This window comes from Streptomyces sp. MBT65 (assembly GCF_016612545.1).
In the GTDB taxonomy this organism is placed as follows: Bacteria; Actinomycetota; Actinomycetes; order Streptomycetales; family Streptomycetaceae; genus Streptomyces.
In genome coordinates this window covers 1-17,817 of the sequence record NZ_JAENRY010000254.1, presented here as the reverse complement: position 1 = coordinate 17,817, position 17,817 = coordinate 1, and the positions used below count along the sequence as shown (strand labels likewise).

Sequence of the window (17,817 nt, the reverse complement as noted above, 5' to 3'; positions counted from 1 at the left end):
ATCGCCGTGGAGACCGCGTTCATGGCCTTCGGCCGGTCCAGGACCAGTTCCGCGACGTACCCGTGCCGCCGCACCAGCACGAACTCCCCGAACCGCGCCTCGGACCGCTCCTCGCCCATGACAGCCTCCTGGTTAACGTGGGTTAACAGACCTCGCCCCGATCATCGCACGGGCCTTCCCCGTTCGGGTGACATCCCGCCCAACTCCCGCCGCACCGCCCACAGAAGCGCATAACGTGCGTCCGCCACACCACAGGGGAGGGATCGTGACGACGACCACGAAGGCGGAGCGGGCCGAGGACACCGCGGACATAGCGCCGCCGCTCCCCCGGGGCCGACACCGCCGTCCCCGGCCCCGCAAGATCCTGCTCGCAGTCGGGAGTCGGCGGCCTGGGCACGGCGGAGGCGGAGCCCGGCCCCGAGGCGAGCCGGAGCGCCGACCGCCCGGCCAACGCGGCCGCCACCATCAGCGCGGACCCGGCCGCGATCCCCTCGGCGATCCCCTCCGCGACCTCGGTGATGGGCGCCGCGAGCCCGACCCCGACGGCGGCCTCCGGCGTCGTACCGACTCCGTACGCGACGACCGCACCGCCCACGACGGCCCCCCGGACGGCGGCCGACACCCCGCAGCCCCAGGCACCGGCCCCGCACCCGACCGCGACTCCGGCGCCCACGACCGCCCCCACGCCGACATCGGCACCGGCTCCGACCCCGAGCCGGGCTCCCGACTCCCCTGCCCCGGCGCCGAGTCGGCCCGGTCTGTGCGTGCCGATCATCGGGCTCTGCGTGGACCCGCTGGTCCACCGCGATTGAGCCGCTATTACCCCGTTTGTGCCGGTTTGTGGACGGCGGGAGACTGAAGACATGAACGCATCGGACACCACCCTCGCCAAGAACAAAGACCTTGTGCGCGCGTTCATCGACGCACTCTTCACCCAGGGCGACCTCGGCGCGGTCGACGCGTACCTCGCCGAGGACTTCGTCGACCACGACCCGCCGTTCAACGGGCCCGGCGACCGTGAAGGCTTCCGCACCGCAGGCGCGCTGTTCCGGGAGGCGTGTCCCGACTGGCACAGCGAACCGGACCTGATGATCGCCGAGGACGACCTGGTCGTCGAGCACTTCACCGCCGCCGGGACGCAACGCGGTGAACTCCTCGGAGTGCCCGCCCCGGCCGAGGGCCGCCCCCTGACCCTGCACGGGACCAACATCTTCAGGGTCCGGGACGACCACATCGTCGAGCGCTGGAACCGGCCCGACGAACTCGGCATCCTGCGCCAGCTCGGGATCGCCCCGTAACGGGCGCTACGCCGGTGACGAGTCCCGGCGGGTGAGGAGCCAGGGCTCGACAACTCCCAGTCCCCGCACCGGGCGTTGCCACATCGGCTGGAGCGCGAAGCGGTACGTCGGCGGCTCCTCGCCCTCCTTCTCGGCGGCGGCCGCGGCTTCGGCGGCCTCCGCCTCGGAGGCGGGGGCCTCGCCGCTGCGGATGAGTTCCTCGGCGAAGGCGCTGTCGACGAGGACGGCGTCGCGGGGAGCTATCGAGGTGAGCCGCGAGGCGAGGTTGACCGTCGTGCCGAAGACGTCGCCCATGCGGGTCGTCACCGTGCCGAAGGCGATGCCGACGCGGAGTTCGGGCATCGTCTCGTCGCCCGCCATGGTCTCGATGAGACGCAGCGCGATCTCGGCGGCGACCCCGGCGTCGTCCGCCGAGAAGAGGACCTCGTCGCCGAGGGTCTTGATGAGCCGGCCGCCGCGCGCGGCCACCAGGTCGGCGGCGGTGGTCTCGAAGGCCTCGACGAGTTCGCCGAGTTCCTCCTCCTCCATGCGGCGGGTCAGCCGCGTGAAGCCGACCAGGTCGGCGAAGCCCACGGCGAGCCGCCGGTCGACCATCTCCTCGTCGTCGCCCGCCTGCACGACCCGGCCGGCCGAGGCGGCGAGCTGGCGCCGCCAGACGTAGACGAGGAACTCCTCCAGTTCGGGGAGCAGCAGCTCGATGATCGGGTACGTCACCTCGGTGCGGGACATGCCCGGCTCCGGGGGCTCGGTCAGGCCCTCCAGGAACGAGTCCATCTGCCAGCCGGCCAGCCGGGCGGTGGTCTGCCCGGTGGAGCGGGCCACCTGCACGGCCATCGCCTCGCTCAGCAGCCCCGCCTCGACGAGACCGGCCAGCCGGCGCAGCGCGAGGACGTCGGCCTCCGTGAACGCCTTGGCCTGGCCGACGTCGGCGAAGCCCATGGCGCGCCAGAAGCGCGTCGCCAGCTCCATGGAGACGCCGGCGGTGCGGGCGGCCTGGAAGGGGGTGTAGCGGCGCTCCGCGCCCAGGATGAGCCCTTCGAGCCGCAGCGCGAGCGGATTCTCGCCGGGCTCGGCGGCATCGGGGGCTACCCGGCCGTCCGCGTCCGCGCCGGAGCCCGTGTCGTCGACGGTCACGCCTGCTGCCCTTCCGATCTGCCACGGTCAGGTATCGACCGGGCCCAATGCTACGGCAGGTGTGGGCCAGCTCACTCCGTGAGTCACACGGACAGAGCCGCCACAAGGGCGGTCGGGGTCACGCGGGGCGCAGGTGGACGATGTCGCCCGCCCCCACGGGCTCCTGCACGCCGTCCTCCGTGGCGAGGACGAGCCGCCCGTCGCCGTCGATCGCCACGGCCTCCCCGGTGAGGGACCGGTCCCCGGGCAGTTCGGCCCGCACGACCCGGCCGAGCGTCGAGCAGCCGGCCGCGTACGTCTCCTGGAGGCCGCTGGCGGCCGGGTCGCCGCCCGCCGTGCGCCACTTGTCGTACCAGTGCTCCAGGGACCGCAGAACGGCCCGCAGGAGGGGATCGCGGTCGGTGGTGACGGCTCCGGCGAGAGCGAGGGAGGCGGCCTGCGGGACGGGCAGCTCGTCCTCGCGCAGAGTGACGTTGATGCCGACGCCGACGATCACGGCGGAGTCCCCCGCGCGCTCGGCGAGGATGCCGCCGGCCTTGCGCTCCTCACCACCCACAGTGACCAGGAGGTCGTTGGGCCACTTGAGTGCCGTGTCGACGCCGGCCGAGCGGGACAGGCCGGTGGCGACGGCGACACCGGTGAGCAGCGGGAGCCAGCCCCAGCGGGCCACGGGCACGTCGGCCGGCTCCAGCAGGACGGAGAAGAAGAGACCCGAGCGGGCCGGTGCCGACCACTGCCGGTCGAGCCGCCCGCGCCCGGAGGTCTGCTCCTCGGCGACCAGGACGGTGCCCTCGGCCGCCTTGCCGGCGGCGGCCAGGGCGACGAGGTCGGAGTTGGTGGACCCGGTGGACTGCACGACCTCCACGCCGGTCCACAGCCCGCCCGCCCGCACCAGTCCGCGGCGCAGCGCGCCCGCGTTGAGGGGCGGCCGTTCCAGATCGGACCAACGGCTGCTGTCGTCTGAGGCATCTCGCGGCGTCATGCAAGCCACCCTAGGTGTGTTGTACGCCGCACTGCCGATCGGTAGGCCCGCCACTACTCTACGAATGAGTAACCGTCCCCCCTTTTGAGCAGGCAGGGAGCCGCAATCCCGATGTCCGAGCCGGAAGCGCCTCAAGAGATCGACATCCACACAACCGCCGGGAAGATCGCGGATCTTCAGCGCCGCATCCAGGAAGCGACGCACGCGGGCTCGGAACGTGCGGTCGAAAAACAGCACGCCAAGGGCAAGTTGACGGCCCGTGAGCGCATCGAGCTGCTTCTAGACGAGGGCTCCTTCGTCGAGTTCGACGAGCTGACCCGGCACCGCTCCACGGACTTCGGCCTGGAGAAGAACCGCCCCTACGGCGACGGAGTCGTCTCCGGCTACGGCACGGTCGACGGCCGCCCCATCGCCGTCTTCTCCCAGGACTTCACGGTCTTCGGCGGCGCCCTGGGCGAGGTCTACGGCCAGAAGATCGTCAAGGTGATGGACTTCGCGCTGAAGACGGGCTGTCCGGTCATCGGCATCAACGACTCCGGCGGCGCCCGCATCCAGGAGGGCGTGGCCTCGCTCGGCGCGTACGGCGAGATCTTCCGCCGCAACACGCACGCGAGCGGCGTGATCCCGCAGATCAGCCTGGTCGTCGGCCCATGCGCGGGCGGAGCGGTGTACTCCCCCGCGATCACCGACTTCACGGTGATGGTCGACCAGACCTCGCACATGTTCATCACAGGACCGGACGTCATCAAGACGGTCACCGGCGAGGACGTGGGCTTCGAGGAACTGGGCGGCGCGCGCACCCACAACGCGGTCTCCGGTGTGGCCCATCACATGGCGGGCGACGAGAAGGACGCGATCGAGTACGTCAAGCAGCTCCTCTCCTACCTCCCGTCCAACAACCTCAGCGAACCCCCGGTGTTCCCGGAGGAAGCGGACCTCGCCCTCACCGACGAGGACCGCGAGCTGGACACCCTGGTCCCGGACAGCGCGAACCAGCCGTACGACATGCACACGGTGATCGAACACGTCCTGGACGACGCCGAGTTCTTCGAGACACAGCCCCTCTTCGCGCCGAACATCCTCACCGGTTTCGGCCGGGTGGAGGGCCGCCCGGTGGGCATCGTCGCCAACCAGCCCATGCAGTTCGCGGGTTGCCTCGACATCGACGCGTCCGAGAAGGCGGCCCGCTTCGTCCGCACCTGCGACGCGTTCAACGTCCCGGTCCTCACCTTCGTGGACGTCCCCGGCTTCCTCCCGGGCGTCGACCAGGAGCACTACGGCATCATCCGCAGGGGCGCGAAGCTGATCTACGCGTACGCGGAGGCGACGGTCCCGCTCATCACGGTGATCACCCGCAAGGCCTTCGGCGGCGCCTACGACGTCATGGGCTCCAAGCACCTGGGCGCCGACCTCAACCTCGCCTGGCCGACCGCCCAGATCGCCGTCATGGGCGCCCAGGGCGCGGTCAACATCCTGCACCGCCGCACGATCGCCGAGGCGGAGGCGGCCGGAGAACTGGACGCGACCCGGGCCCGCCTCATCCAGGAGTACGAGGACGCCCTCCTCAACCCCTACATCGCTGCCGAACGCGGCTACATCGACGCGGTGATCCTCCCCTCCGACACCCGCCGCCACGTGGTCCGGGGCCTACGCCAACTCCGCACCAAGCGCGAGTCGTTGCCCCCCAAGAAGCACGGCAACATCCCCCTCTAGAGGAGCCTCGATGACAATCAAGGTAGTCCGGGGCAACCCGACCCCGGAGGAGTTGGCGGCGGCCCTGGCGGTGGTCAGGGCACGCGCCGCGGCGGCATCGGCGACCCCGCCCGGCGCACCGAGGCAACGCGACGCGTGGTCCGACCCGTCACGCATAGCGGGCGCGAGGCTTCCCCACCCGTCGCCAAGTGCATGGACCCGCACCTTCTGGCCGGGCTAGGGGTTCGTTTTCAGGGGAGCGGGGCTGTGTCGATGTGCGGCTCCGCCGCGTGGGCGCACGGAAGGACAACTCGGGGCACCGATTTAAGTACCCGTACTCAGGCGCCGCCCCCCGCCAAGCCCCACGCTGGTGCCATGCTGTGGTCCGACCCCGACAACGAGCCTCCCGAGGAACTGCGGGAGACCCAGCTCATGTTGCGGCGGCTGGGCATCCTCATGGCACTCGCGATGGTCCTGGCAATGATCGTGATCGGCCTGACGTGAGCCCCCAGGACCACGCCGATACCCTGAGCCCATGACAGCTCACCCGCGCCGCCGCCTCGTGCTCGCCTCCCAGTCCCCCGCCCGCCTGGGCCTGCTGCGCCAGGCGGGGTTGGACCCCGAGGTGATCGTGAGCGGCGTGGACGAGGACGCGATCTCGGCCCCCACCCCGGCCGACCTCGCCCTCGCCCTCGCCGAGGCGAAGGCCTCTGTCGTGGCCGCCCGACCGGAGGTTCGGGGCGCGCTGGTGATCGGCTGCGACTCCGTGCTCGACCTGGACGGCGAGGCCCTCGGCAAGCCCGCCGACGCCGAGGAGGCCACCGCCCGCTGGAAGGCGATGCGCGGCCGGGCCGGCACACTCCAGACCGGCCACTGTGTCCACGACACGACGAGCGGCCGGTACGTCTCGGCCACCGCGTCCACCGTCGTCCGCTTCGGCGAGCCGACCGACGCCGAGGTCGCCGCGTACGTCGCCACCGGTGAACCCCTGTACGTCGCCGGGGCGTTCACGCTCGACGGCCGTTCGGCGCCGTTCATCGAGGGCATCGACGGCGACCACGGCAACGTGATCGGCATCAGCCTGCCGCTGGTTCGCCGACTGCTGGCCCAACTGGGCGTCGGCATCACGGAGTTGTGGACACCCTCAGAAGGATGAACCCCGAGGGGGATCTCTGACGGGTGATCTCCGACGGGTGATCAGGAAGGGCTGGGGGCGGTCGGCGGAAGGGCCGGCGTCGGGTCCTTGCCGGGCGGCGGCTCGGAGCTCTCCCCGGCGGGGCCCTCAAGGCGGTCGTAGGTCATCAGGAGCAGGACGACCAGGCCGAGGACCACCACCATGAACGCGAACGCTCCCGGGCCCACCAGGCCCCACGCGAAGGCGCCCAGCAGGGCGTGCACCACGGCCACGCTGATCAGCAGGATGCGGCCGAAGCCGGCCGGGGCCCGGTCGCGCAGGGCGACGAGCAGGGCGACCAGGCCGCACAGGGCGAAGTAGAGGCCGAAGACGATGCCGCCGGCCTTGGAGCCCACGGACATGGCGTCCGGGTCGAGCCCGGCCAGGGACATCTGCTGGCGGTCGACGACGATCCCGAGGAACCAGTTGAGCGCGGCCACTCCGAGCGCCTCCGCGAAGAGGACGATCGCCACGATCCATGCCACCGGTCTGCGGACCACCCGCCCCCACCCACTTCCGTTCGAGACAACCCGAACGCTACTAACGGGTAAACCCCGGGACAAGGGTTGTGATGGGGGCAAAGAATCGTTGGGCCATTCGTAGGGACTCCACAAAGAAACGGAGTGGGGCGCGGCACGCTCTCACAGAGACCTTGACCACATCAGGGGACTAGGGTTTCCACGAGGAGTCCTGCACACCTAGGTGCGACAAGGGATTTCGCGGGTCGAGCGAGCCTCGAATCACGCTCCGTGTGGGCAAGCTCACCATTGGGGACGGGTCGATGCGCCGTGTCGGCAGTCCCTAAACTCGGCTTGTTTCAAGGAGGGAGCCTCAATCGTGCGCAAGGTGCTCATCGCCAATCGTGGCGAAATCGCTGTCCGCGTAGCCCGGGCCTGCCGGGACGCCGGGATCGCGAGCGTGGCCGTATACGCCGACCCGGACCGGGACGCTCTGCATGTCCGCGCCGCGGATGAGGCGTTCGCCCTGGGCGGTGACACACCGGCGAGCAGCTACCTGGACATCGGCAAGGTCCTGGCCGCGGCCCGTGAGTCCGGTGCCGACGCCATCCACCCCGGCTACGGATTCCTGTCGGAGAACGCCGAGTTCGCCCAGGCGGTGCTCGACGCGGACCTGATCTGGATCGGGCCGCCGCCGCAGGCGATCCGGGACCTCGGTGACAAGGTCGCCGCCCGGCACATCGCCCAGCGCGCCGGTGCCCCGCTGGTGGCCGGTACGCCGGACCCGGTGTCGGGCTCGGACGAGGTCGTGGCGTTCGCCGAGCAGCACGGGCTGCCCATCGCGATCAAGGCCGCCTTCGGTGGCGGCGGTCGCGGTCTGAAGGTGGCCCGCACGCTCGAAGAGGTTCCCGAGCTGTACGACTCCGCGGTGCGCGAGGCGGTCGCCGCCTTCGGTCGCGGCGAGTGCTTCGTCGAGCGGTATCTCGACAAGCCGCGGCATGTGGAGACGCAGTGCCTGGCCGACTCCCACGGCAACGTGGTCGTCGTGTCCACGCGTGACTGCTCGCTCCAGCGCCGGCACCAGAAGCTGGTCGAGGAGGCGCCCGCGCCGTTCCTCTCCGAGGCCCAGGTCGCCGAGCTGTACGCCTCCTCCAAGGCGATCCTCAAGGAGGCCGGCTATGTCGGCGCCGGGACCGTCGAGTTCCTCGTCGGCCAGGACGGCACGATCTCCTTCCTGGAGGTCAACACCCGCCTCCAGGTGGAGCACCCGGTCACCGAGGAGGTCGCCGGCATCGACCTCGTCCGCGAGATGTTCCGCATCGCCGACGGCGAGGAACTCGGCTACGGCGACCCCGAACTGCGCGGCCACTCCTTCGAGTTCCGCATCAACGGCGAGGACCCGGGCCGCGGCTTCCTGCCCGCGCCCGGCACCGTCACCACGTTCGCGGCGCCGACCGGTCCGGGTGTCCGGCTGGACGCCGGTGTCGAGTCGGGCTCGGTCATCGGTCCGGCCTGGGACTCGCTGCTGGCCAAGCTGATCGTCACGGGCGCGACCCGCGAGCAGGCGCTCCAGCGGGCGGCCCGTGCGCTGGACGAGTTCCAGGTCGAGGGCATGGCGACCGCGATCCCGTTCCACCGCGCGGTGGTGAAGGACCCGGCGTTCGCCCCCGAACTCACCGGCTCCGCCGAGCCGTTCACGGTCCACACCCGCTGGATCGAGACCGAGTTCGTCAACGAGATCAAGCCCTTCGCGGCCCCCACGGACGCCGAGGCGGACGAGGACGCGGACCGCGAGACGATCGTCGTCGAGGTCGGCGGCAAGCGCCTGGAGGTCTCCCTCCCGGTCTCGCTCGGCATGTCGCTGGCCCGCACCGGCCTCGCGGCGGGCGCCAAGCCCAAGCGCCGCGCGGCCAAGAAGTCCGGCCCCGTCGCCTCCGGCGACACCCTCGCCTCGCCGATGCAGGGCACGATCGTCAAGGTCGCGGTCGAGGAGGGCCAGGAGGTCAAGGAGGGCGACCTCATCGTCGTACTCGAGGCGATGAAGATGGAACAGCCCCTGAACGCGCACAAGTCCGGGACGGTCAAGGGACTCGGCGCGGAGGTCGGTGCGTCCATCACGTCCGGCGCCGCGATCTGCGAGATCAAGGACTGATCCGACCGCACGTCCGGAGGTGCCCGGCGGACAGGGACAGCCTGTGCGCCGGGCACCTCTGTAATGTGACGGGACGGTGCGGCAGCGCGCCGAGGAGGGCGGGTGGGACCCATGGCCAGTGCGGGCGGGCCGCCGGCGGGGCTGCGTGCCGACGCCCGGCGCAACTACGAGCGGCTGGTCACCGAGGCCCGGGTGTGCTTCGCCGCGCACGGTACGGACGCGTCCCTGGAGGACGTGGCACGGCGGGCGGGGGTCGGGATCGGCACGCTGTATCGCCACTTCCCCAACCGGCAGTCCCTGATGAGTGCGGTCTTCGAGGACGCGGTGGGTGAACTCCTCGCGCGGTCACGGGAGTTGCTGTCCGCGCCGCAGCCGTGTGTGGCTCTGGTGAGCTGGCTGCGGGAGATGGTGGCGCACGCGGGTGAGTACCGGGGGCTGGCCCGGGCGTTGATGGCGGCGGGCCAGGACGAGACGTCTGCCCTGGCCCGGTGCAGCAGCCCCATCCGGGAGGCGGGGGGTGCGTTGCTCGGCCGGGCGCAGACCGCCGGTGATGTGCGCGGTGATGTCGAGATCGGCGACCTGCTTCAGCTGACCCACGCGATCGCCCTCGCGGCGGAGGGGAACCCCGGGGATCCCGAACTGGCGGACAGATTGCTGACGTTGACGTTGCGCGGGCTCAAGCCGTAACTCCCAGGGGTGCGGGGCCGTATCGCTGTGCGGCTCCGCCGCGTGGGCGCGACCGGCAACGACGTCGCCGCACCCCAAAACCGCACCCGGAATCGCACCAGAAACCGCACCCGCCGGCGATGCGATCAGCGCCTGCGCAGATCCGCCACCCTCGCCGCGCGCTCCCGCTCCGGTGACTCCCCGGCGAGTACGCCCGCCGCGCGCAACCCCGGTCCCCCGCCCGGTACTTGGCCCCGTCGTGGGGCCGGCAGGGGTACGTCTCGGCGGCGTTGGTCCCGGGTCGGGGGCTGTTCACCCCCCTGGTTTCCCGATGCGCCGGCCACGGCGATCTGCACCCCCTGGTCGGCCAGGGCCTGCAACTCCGTTCCCGCGCGGTCGTCGTGGGGCGGGGGCTCGTCGGTGACGAGGCGGGTGATCACGTCCGTGGGCACGGTCTGGAACATGGTGTCCGTGCCCAACTTGGTGTGGTCGGCGAGGACGACGACCTCGGCGGCCGCCTGGACCAGGGCCCGGTCGACGGACGCCGACAGCATGTTGGACGTGGACAGCCCGCGCTCGGCGGTGAGCCCGCTCCCGGAGAGGAAGGCCCGGGAGACGCGCAGCCCCTGGAGGGACTGCTCGGCCCCGCTGCCCACCAGCGCGTAGTTGGAACCGCGCAGGGTGCCGCCGGTCATCACGACCTCCACGCGGTTGGCATGGGCCAACGCCTGGGCCACCAAAAGGGAGTTGGTGACGACGGTCAGTCCGGGCACCCGGGCGAGCCGGCGGGCCAGCTCCTGGGTGGTGGTACCCGCCCCGACCACGATGGCCTCGCCCTCTTCGACGAAGCTGGCGGCGAGATCGGCGATGGCCGTCTTCTCGGCGGTCGCGAGATGAGATTTCTGCGGAAAGCCGGACTCCCGCGTGAACCCGCCCGGCAATACCGCACCGCCATGCCGGCGGTCGAGGAGTCCTTCTGCCTCCAGTGCGCGCACGTCCCGCCGTACGGTCACTTCGGAGGTCTGGACGACGCGGGCGAGCTCACGGAGCGATACGGCCCCATTCGCTCGCACCATTTCGAGGATCAATTGGCGACGTTCTGCAGCGAACACGAAACTGACAGTAACCCCAACGACCGTCTGCTTTCAGGTGTTTGCGCCGAATAACGGAAGTTGTTCGTACAGCAGGACGGGAAGTGGTATAGGGCCTAGTCTCGCCGCCTATGCCGTACGAATGGTCGACAACTCCCCGTGACCAGCGGGGAGTCCACTTCGGGTCAGACTTCGCCCGTCGCCTTGCGCGTGTGCAGTTGCCGGGCCACCTCGGCGATCGAGCCCGAAAGAGACGGGTAGACGGTGAAGGCGTTCGCGATCTGTTCGACCGTCAGGTTGTTGTCGACGGCGATCGAGATGGGGTGGATCAGTTCCGAGGCGCGGGGCGCCACGACCACACCGCCGACGATGATGCCGGTGCCCGGACGGCAGAAGATCTTGACGAAGCCGTCCCGGATGCCCTGCATCTTCGCGCGCGGGTTGCGGAGCAGCGGGAGCTTGACGACGCGGGCGTCGATCTTGCCGGCGTCGACGTCGGCCTGGCTGTAGCCGACGGTCGCGATCTCGGGGTCGGTGAAGACGTTCGAGGAGACCGTCTTCAGGTTGAGGGGGGCCACCGCGTCGCCCAGGAAGTGGTACATCGCGATACGGCCCTGCATCGCGGCCACCGAGGCGAGCGCGAAGATGCCGGTGACGTCACCGGCGGCGTACACGCCCGGGGCGGTCGTACGCGAGACCTTGTCGGTCCAGATGTGGCCCGAGTCGCGCAGCCTGACGCCCGCCTCCTCCAGGCCCATGCCCGCGGAGTTCGGGATGGCGCCGACGGCCATCAGGCAGTGCGAGCCGGTGATGACGCGGCCGTCGGCGAGGACGACCTCGACCTTGTCGCCGACGCGCTTGGCGGACTGGGCGCGGGAGCGGGCCATGACGTTCATGCCGCGGCGCCGGAAGACGTCTTCGAGTACGGCGGCGGCGTCCGGGTCCTCGCCGGGCAGGACGCGGTCGCGGGACGACACGAGGGTGACCTTGGAGCCGAGGGCCTGGTAGGCGCCGGCGAACTCGGCGCCGGTGACACCGGAACCGACCACGATCAGCTCTTCGGGGAGTTCGGTCAGGTCGTAGACCTGGGTCCAGTTCAGGATGCGCTCGCCGTCGGGGCGGGCGTCGTCCAGCTCGCGGGGGTGGCCGCCGGTCGCGATGAGGACGGCGTCCGCGACGAGGGTCTCCTCGGTGCCGTCGGCCGCGCGCACGATGACCTTGCGGGAACCGTCGATCGCCTGCATGCCGTCGAGCCGGCCCCGGCCGCGCATGACACGGGCGCCGGCCCGGGTCACGGACGCGGTGATGTCGTGCGACTGGGCGAGCGCGAGCCGCTTCACACGGCGGTTCACCTTGCCGAGGTCCACGCCCACGACCCTGGCGGCCTGCTCCAGAGGTGGGGTGTCGTCGGCGACGATGATCCCCAGCTCCTCGTACGACGAGTCGAAGGTGGTCATCACCTCGGCCGTCGCGATAAGGGTCTTCGACGGCACGCAGTCGGTCAGCACCGACGCCCCGCCCAGACCGTCGCAGTCGACGACGGTCACCTCCGCGCCGAGCTGCGCTGCCACCAGCGCCGCTTCATAGCCGCCGGGTCCGCCACCGATGATCACGATCCGAGTCACGTACCCCATTGTCCCGCACGCTTCAAGGTGCTTCCGCCCGGGGGCGACGGGGGTGTCCCCGGGTACCCGCGGTTACGGGAGTGGCGGGTGGGTTCGCTGCCGTACTCTCGGAGCATGTCGCTCTACGCCGCGTACGCCGGCAATCTCGACGCGCGGCTGATGACCCGCCGCGCCCCGCACTCGCCGTTGCGCGCCACGGGCTGGCTGAACGGGTGGCGGCTGACCTTCGGCGGCGAGCACATGGGTTGGGAGGGTGCGCTCGCGACGATCGTGGAGGCGCCGCGCTCGCAGGTCTTCATCGCGCTGTACGAGATCGCGCCGCCCGACGAGGAGTCCATGGACCGGTGGGAGGGCGTCGGCCTCGACGTCTACCGGCGCATGCGGGTCCGGGTGCACACCCTGGAGGGCGAGGAACCCGCTTGGGTGTACGTCCTGAACGGGTACGAGGGGGGACTGCCGTCGGCTCGTTATCTGGGCGAGCTGGCCGATGCCGCCGAGTCCGCCGGGGCGCCGCACGACTATGTGATGGAGCTGCGGAAACGGCCCTGCTGAGGGTTCCCCCCGGATCCGCTGAGGGTTTCCCACACATAACGCCCGTCACAGGTCTCGTTGGAAACGACAAGACAACGATCGCCATCCCGTGCGCTCTGTCATCTACGCGCGTAGGCCCAGACCGGCTACGCTCATCGGCGTGAACGCATCTCTTCTTCCGGACGACATCCAGGGCGACCCCCATGCCGCCGCTGACGCCGCCGCCACGCGCCTGCGCGAACTGACGGGCGCCGAGACCCACGACGTCGCCCTTGTGATGGGCTCCGGCTGGGGACCGGCCGTCGACGCCCTCGGCGTCCCCGCGGCCGACTTCCCCGTCACCGAGCTGCCCGGCTTCCCGCCGCCGGCCGTCGAGGGCCACGGTGGGCGCATCCGCTCGTACGGCATCGGTGACAAGCGCGCGCTGGTCTTTCTCGGGCGCACCCACTACTACGAGGGCCGCGGGGTCGCCGCCGTCGCGCACGGCGTGCGTACGGCCGTCGCCGCGGGCTGCAAGACCATCGTGCTGACCAACGGCTGCGGGGGGCTCCGCGAGGGGATGCGGCCGGGGCAGCCGGTGCTGATCAGCGACCACATCAATCTCACGGCCACGTCTCCGATCGTCGGCGCGAATTTCGTGGACCTGACCGATCTGTACTCGCCTCGGCTGCGGGCGCTGTGCAAGGAGATCGACCCGGCGTTGGAGGAGGGTGTCTACGCCCAGTTCCCCGGGCCGCACTACGAGACTCCCGCCGAGATCCGCATGGCTCGGGTGATCGGGGCGGACCTGGTGGGGATGTCGACGGTGCTGGAGGCGATCGCTGCGCGTGAGGCGGGTGCGGAGGTGCTGGGTATCTCCCTGGTGACGAACCTCGCCGCGGGGATGACGGGTGAGCCGCTGAACCACGAGGAGGTTCTCCAGGCGGGCCGGGATTCCGCCACACAGATGGGGTCCCTGTTGGCCCAGGTGCTCGGCCGGCTGTAGCCACCGAACTGCTTTCCCACCCACCCGACTCGCCGGGTCAAGAAGTCGACGCAGAAGCAGGGCGTCTCGGTGGGGCGGGAAACGGACACGACCGGCCGTCTCCAGAACCAGGAACGGCGGGAACGGCGGGAACGGCGGAAAGCGGACACGACCGGCCGTCCCCGGAGCCGGGAACGGCAGGAAGTGGACACGAGCGCGACCGGTCGTCCCCGGAGCCGGAAAGCCGGCGCAGCAAACCGTGCGCTCTCCGGAACCAGGACCCAGAAGAACCGACCCACCACCCCACGAAAGGCTGACCGGACGTGTACGACGACGAACTCATCGCGCGGGCCAGGACCTGGCTCGGCGAGGACCCCGACGCGGACACCCGTGACGAGCTCGCCAAGCTCATCGACGCCGGGGACGTCGCCGAGCTCGCGGAGCGCTTCCGCGGGACGCTCCAGTTCGGCACCGCCGGTCTCCGGGGCGAGCTCGGCGCCGGGCCCATGCGGACCGCGACACCGCCGCCGTGATGGTCGGCGCGGGGCTGCGCGCCGCCGTACTGCCCCGCCCCCTCCCCACCCCCGTACTCGCCTTCGCCATACGGCACTTGGGCGCGATCGCGGGCGTGGAGGTCACCGCCAGCCACAACCCGCCCCGGGACAACGGCTACAAGGTCTACCTCGGCGACGGCTCCCAGATCGTGCCCCCGGCCGACGCGGAGATCGCCGCCGAGATCGAGGCGGTCCGCTCACTGCACGACGTACCCCGCCCCGACAGCGGCTGGGAAATCCTCGACGACGCCGTCCTGGACGCCTATCTCGCCCGCACGGACGCCGTCCTGGCCCCCGCCTCCCCCCGCACCGCCCGCACCGTCTACACGGCGATGCACGGCGTCGGCAAGGACGTGCTGCTGGCCGCGTTCGCCCGCGCCCGCCCGCGCCACCTTCGCCGAGGCACCTTCGCCGAGTCGATCGTCTCCTCGTCCCTCCTCGGCCGTATCGCCGAGAAGGCGGGCCTCCCCTACGAGGAGACCCTCACCGGCTTCAAGTGGATCGCCCGGGTGGAGGGGCTTCGCTACGGCTATGAGGAGGCCCTCGGCTACTGCGTCGACCCCGACGGTGTGCGCGACAAGGACGGCATCACCGCCGCCCTGCTCATCACCGAGCTGGCGTCCGAGCTGAAGGCGGAGGGGCGCGATCTGCTCGGCCTCCTCGACGATCTCGCCGTGGAGCACGGTCTGCACGCCACCGATCAGCTGTCGGTGCGGGTCGAGGAGCTGTCCGTCATCGCGGACGCCATGCGGCGGTTGCGCGAGCGGCCGCCGACTCGCCTCGCGGGGCTGGCTGTTACGAAGGCCGAGGATCTGACGGAGGGTACGGAGACCCTCCCGCCCACCGACGGGCTGCGCTACACGCTCGACGGTGCCCGGGTCATCGTCCGGCCCAGCGGCACCGAGCCCAAACTGAAGTGCTACCTGGAGGTCGTGGTCCCCGTCGCCGCGCACGCCTATCTCCCGGCGGCCCGCGCACAGGCCGCCGAGACCCTCGCGACGATCAAGCGGGACCTGTCGGCGGCGGCAGGTATCTGAGGTCCCGGGTGCACGGGGTTCAGTCACGCACCAGGTAGCTGAACCCCGTGTCCGGTCCCACGCAGGACTGGAGGGTGAGGTCGCCCCAGTAGAGGCCGGCGGCGGGCACGCCCCGGCCCGGGGTGACGTAGTGCGCGTAGACCGTGTATCTCCAGGTGCCGCGGGGGGAGTTGATGGTGACCTTGGTGCCGACGCGGAGCGTGGCGAAGCGGTCGAAGCCGCAGTAGTCGTGGCCGACGATCACCACGGTCCGCAGTTCGTAGCCGTCCTCGGTGCCGATGTTGGGGCCCGTCCACTGCACGGCGTGCCGGCAGGCGTCGACCTCCGCCTGATCGCCCCGGACGACGGTCGAGGACCAGTCGCCGATACGGATCGTCGTGGACGTGGGGCGTCCGGTCGTCGCCGTGTCGGTGTTCGGCGCGGTGGACCGGGTGGGGCGCGGGGATGTGCGCGGCAGGCGGCGGGACAGGTCCGGGCCGGGGACCCGGCTGTCGGAGGCGCTCGGGGAGGGGGTCCGCGGGTCCGGCTTCGGTGTCCGGGGGTTCGGTGCGGTGGTGGACCGGGGCGCGGGTGCCGAGGGCACCGGTAGGGGTGCCGCGGAGACCCGGGTGATCGCCGTGGGTGTCGGGCCGGCCTCGGTGTGAGTGACCCCCGCCCCCGTCCCGCAGCCGGCGAGGAGCAGGATCGCCGTGGCCGCGCCGGCGGCCACGCCCGCGCCCCGCCGTGCCGTCATCCGAACCGTCCGTTCACGTAGTCCGAAGTCCGTTCGTCCTGGGGCGAGTTGAACATCGCCTGGGTGTCGCCGTGCTCGACGATCACGCCCGGGGTGTTCTGCGAGGCGAGGAAGAAGGCGCAGCTGTCGGAGACGCGGGCGGCCTGCTGCATGTTGTGGGTGACGATGACGATCGTGACCTCGGACTTGAGTTCCGCGATGGTCTCCTCGATGCGCCGGGTGGAGGTCGGGTCGAGCGCCGAGCAGGGTTCGTCCATCAGCAGCACCCGGGGCCGTACCGCCAACGACCGTGCGATGCACAGGCGTTGCTGCTGGCCGCCGGAGAGGGCGCCGCCGGGCTGGCGGAGGCGGTCCTTGACCTCCTTCCACAGGCCGGCCTTGATCAGGCACTCCTCGACCAGGTCGTCCTTGCCGTCGCGGGTGGCCTTGATGGCGTTGAGCTTGAGGCCGGCGAGGACGTTGTCGTAGATCGACATGGCGGGGAAGGGGTTCGGCTTCTGGAAGACCATGCCGATCTGGCGGCGGGCGTGGGTGATGCGGCGGCCGCGGTCGTAGATGTCCTCGTCGTCGAGCAGGACCCGGCCGGCCAGCGAGGCGGAGCCGATCAGTTCGTGCATGCGGTTGAGGATGCGCAGGAAGGTCGACTTGCCGCAGCCCGAGGGGCCGATGAGGGCGGTGACCTCGCGGGCGGGCATGGTGAGCGAGACCCGGTCGAGGACCTTGTGGTCGGCGAACCAGGCGGAGACGGAGTCGGCGCGCAGGCTCGCGGGGCCCTGCCCGGTGGCGGTGAGCGGGGGCTGGAGGAGGGTGTCGGTGAGGTCGGGGTTCGCGTCCGAGGGGGCGTTCCCGGTGAGGTCGGTGGACATGGTGGTGTGGTCAACTCCCGTACGGTGTCCGGTGGTTCAGAGCAGGTTCGGCAGCAGGGAGACGATGGCCCCGGAGTCGGCGAGGCCCAGCGCCAGCAGCAGCGGGCCCGCGCAGATCCAGGTCTGCCAGCGGCCCCAGACCCGGTGGGCGACCACGGCGAGCAGGGCGGCGAGCAACAGGCCCTGGGACCAAAGGAAGACCCGCAGCCAGGCGCCGTCGTCGCCGCCCAGCGCCTCCTCGGAGGCCGCGATCCAGCCGGGGCGCAGATCGCGCGGCGGGTTGGCCTGCACCGGGGTGATCAGCCGGGCGTCCACGCGCAGCACACCGCTCGGGGTGTACGGGCCGCCGGTGGCGGTGATGAGGGTGAGCCGGCCCTGTCCCTGGCCGAGGGGGGTGGGCAGCGGGTCGCCCGCGCGGCGGCTGCCGGTGACCTGGTAGACGGCCTTGGTCTGGCCGGTGGTCACCTCGATGCGGGCGCCGACGGGCAGGTTGTGCAGAGCGAGGAAAGGGCTGCCGTAGCCCCACTGGCGGCCCATGATCACCGAGGTGCCGGACTGGCCGGGCAGCGGGGTCTCCCGGCGGTGGCCGGGTCCCGACATCAGCACCTCGGAGGTCGTGCCCTCGGCGACGACCTCCTTGATGCCGAGGGCGGGGACACGTAGCAGGGCGACGGGCGCGCCCGCCTTCAACAGCTTGCCCTCGTAGTCGCGTTGGCCCACGGGGGCGGTGCCCAGCGCGAGTTCCTTGCGCAGTTCGTCGTACGCCGTCCGCTGGTCCCGGGCGTGCTGGAGGTGGCCGCCGTGCTGCTCGGCTTCGCCGCGAACCTCACGGTCGTCGGCCACCTCCAGCACGCCCGGGA

At 71.3% G+C, this 17,817-nt stretch carries 18 protein-coding genes and 2 pseudogenes; 10 read left to right on the top strand and 10 right to left on the bottom strand.

The features are described from left to right. Positions 1 to 119: pseudogene (locus JHN63_RS38810) on the bottom strand (enoyl-CoA hydratase); the annotation flags it as partial. Between the two features lie 23 nt (positions 120 to 142). Beyond that, entirely contained in the window at positions 143 to 775 is a 633-nt protein-coding gene (locus JHN63_RS38805; protein WP_200689809.1) for a hypothetical protein, read from the bottom strand. Positions 776 to 863: 88 nt separating this feature from the next. Here JHN63_RS38805 and JHN63_RS38800 point away from each other — a divergent pair, with 88 nt between their 5' ends. Then, entirely contained in the window at positions 864 to 1,298 is a 435-nt protein-coding gene (locus JHN63_RS38800; protein WP_200689808.1) for an ester cyclase, read from the top strand. Positions 1,299 to 1,304: 6 nt separating this feature from the next. Here the strand turns inward: JHN63_RS38800 and JHN63_RS38795 are convergent, their stop codons facing one another. Both JHN63_RS38795 and JHN63_RS38790 read right to left on the bottom strand, forming a co-directional pair. After that, positions 1,305 to 2,432: an adenylate/guanylate cyclase domain-containing protein gene (locus JHN63_RS38795; protein ID WP_200689807.1), complete on the bottom strand. Its 1,128-nt coding sequence runs from the start codon at positions 2,430 to 2,432 to the stop codon at positions 1,305 to 1,307. A 118-nt stretch (positions 2,433 to 2,550) separates the two neighbouring features. Further along, entirely contained in the window at positions 2,551 to 3,414 is an 864-nt protein-coding gene (locus JHN63_RS38790; protein WP_200689806.1) for a biotin--[acetyl-CoA-carboxylase] ligase, read from the bottom strand. A gap of 111 nt (positions 3,415 to 3,525) precedes the next feature. Here JHN63_RS38790 and JHN63_RS38785 point away from each other — a divergent pair, with 111 nt between their 5' ends. The 4 genes from JHN63_RS38785 (at position 3,526) to JHN63_RS38775 (ending at position 6,262) form a co-directional block, all read left to right on the top strand. Continuing rightward, a complete protein-coding gene (locus JHN63_RS38785) occupies positions 3,526 to 5,127 on the top strand; it encodes an acyl-CoA carboxylase subunit beta (protein WP_200689805.1) in 1,602 nt (533 codons plus the stop codon). A gap of 10 nt (positions 5,128 to 5,137) precedes the next feature. Beyond that, positions 5,138 to 5,347 carry an acyl-CoA carboxylase subunit epsilon gene (locus tag JHN63_RS38780; RefSeq protein WP_200689804.1) on the top strand — a complete coding sequence of 70 codons (210 nt, stop codon included), beginning with the start codon at positions 5,138 to 5,140 and terminating at the stop codon, positions 5,345 to 5,347. A gap of 134 nt (positions 5,348 to 5,481) precedes the next feature. Then, positions 5,482 to 5,610, top strand: a complete 129-nt coding sequence (gene mmpB / locus JHN63_RS54080; protein ID WP_267953850.1) for a morphogenic membrane protein MmpB — start codon at positions 5,482 to 5,484, stop codon at positions 5,608 to 5,610. A 31-nt stretch (positions 5,611 to 5,641) separates the two neighbouring features. Continuing rightward, positions 5,642 to 6,262 carry a nucleoside triphosphate pyrophosphatase gene (locus JHN63_RS38775; protein ID WP_200689803.1) on the top strand — a complete coding sequence of 207 codons (621 nt, stop codon included), beginning with the start codon at positions 5,642 to 5,644 and terminating at the stop codon, positions 6,260 to 6,262. Between the two features lie 41 nt (positions 6,263 to 6,303). Here the strand turns inward: JHN63_RS38775 and JHN63_RS38770 are convergent, their stop codons facing one another. Beyond that, the gene (locus JHN63_RS38770) at positions 6,304 to 6,780 is read right to left on the bottom strand and encodes a hypothetical protein (protein ID WP_200689802.1); all 477 of its coding nucleotides are present in this window, start codon (positions 6,778 to 6,780) and stop codon (positions 6,304 to 6,306) included. A 337-nt stretch (positions 6,781 to 7,117) separates the two neighbouring features. On the opposite strand from JHN63_RS38770, the gene JHN63_RS38765 reads away from it, so the two are divergent. Continuing rightward, on the top strand, positions 7,118 to 8,890 hold the full coding sequence (locus tag JHN63_RS38765) for a biotin carboxylase N-terminal domain-containing protein (RefSeq protein WP_200689801.1): 1,773 nt from the start codon (positions 7,118 to 7,120) through the stop codon (positions 8,888 to 8,890). Between the two features lie 111 nt (positions 8,891 to 9,001). Next, positions 9,002 to 9,577: a TetR/AcrR family transcriptional regulator gene (locus JHN63_RS38760; RefSeq protein WP_200689800.1), complete on the top strand. Its 576-nt coding sequence runs from the start codon at positions 9,002 to 9,004 to the stop codon at positions 9,575 to 9,577. Between the two features lie 125 nt (positions 9,578 to 9,702). On the opposite strand, the gene JHN63_RS38755 is transcribed toward JHN63_RS38760, so the two are convergent. Both JHN63_RS38755 and JHN63_RS38750 read right to left on the bottom strand, forming a co-directional pair. Next, entirely contained in the window at positions 9,703 to 10,668 is a 966-nt protein-coding gene (locus tag JHN63_RS38755; RefSeq protein ID WP_200689799.1) for a DeoR/GlpR family DNA-binding transcription regulator, read from the bottom strand. Positions 10,669 to 10,832: 164 nt separating this feature from the next. Beyond that, on the bottom strand, positions 10,833 to 12,281 hold the full coding sequence (locus JHN63_RS38750) for an NAD(P)H-quinone dehydrogenase (RefSeq protein ID WP_200689798.1): 1,449 nt from the start codon (positions 12,279 to 12,281) through the stop codon (positions 10,833 to 10,835). A gap of 105 nt (positions 12,282 to 12,386) precedes the next feature. On the opposite strand from JHN63_RS38750, the gene JHN63_RS38745 reads away from it, so the two are divergent. The 3 genes and pseudogenes from JHN63_RS38745 (at position 12,387) to JHN63_RS38735 (ending at position 15,358) form a co-directional block, all read left to right on the top strand. Next, the gene (locus JHN63_RS38745) at positions 12,387 to 12,824 is read left to right on the top strand and encodes a gamma-glutamylcyclotransferase (RefSeq protein WP_200689797.1); all 438 of its coding nucleotides are present in this window, start codon (positions 12,387 to 12,389) and stop codon (positions 12,822 to 12,824) included. Positions 12,825 to 12,963: 139 nt separating this feature from the next. Continuing rightward, a complete protein-coding gene (locus tag JHN63_RS38740) occupies positions 12,964 to 13,788 on the top strand; it encodes a purine-nucleoside phosphorylase (protein WP_200689796.1) in 825 nt (274 codons plus the stop codon). Between the two features lie 302 nt (positions 13,789 to 14,090). Further along, positions 14,091 to 15,358, top strand: a pseudogene (locus JHN63_RS38735) (phospho-sugar mutase). Positions 15,359 to 15,377: 19 nt separating this feature from the next. On the opposite strand, the gene JHN63_RS38730 reads toward JHN63_RS38735, so the two are convergent. The 3 genes from JHN63_RS38730 to JHN63_RS38720 all read right to left on the bottom strand — a co-directional run. Next, positions 15,378 to 16,091: a hypothetical protein gene (locus JHN63_RS38730; protein ID WP_200689795.1), complete on the bottom strand. Its 714-nt coding sequence runs from the start codon at positions 16,089 to 16,091 to the stop codon at positions 15,378 to 15,380. Then, a complete protein-coding gene (locus JHN63_RS38725; protein WP_200689794.1) occupies positions 16,088 to 16,957 on the bottom strand; it encodes a phosphate ABC transporter ATP-binding protein in 870 nt (289 codons plus the stop codon). The genes JHN63_RS38730 and JHN63_RS38725 overlap by 4 nt, the downstream gene beginning before the upstream one ends. Before the next feature lie 36 nt (positions 16,958 to 16,993). Then, a partial coding sequence (locus JHN63_RS38720) for a sortase (RefSeq protein WP_200689793.1) occupies positions 16,994 to 17,817 on the bottom strand: 824 nt, incomplete at its 5' end.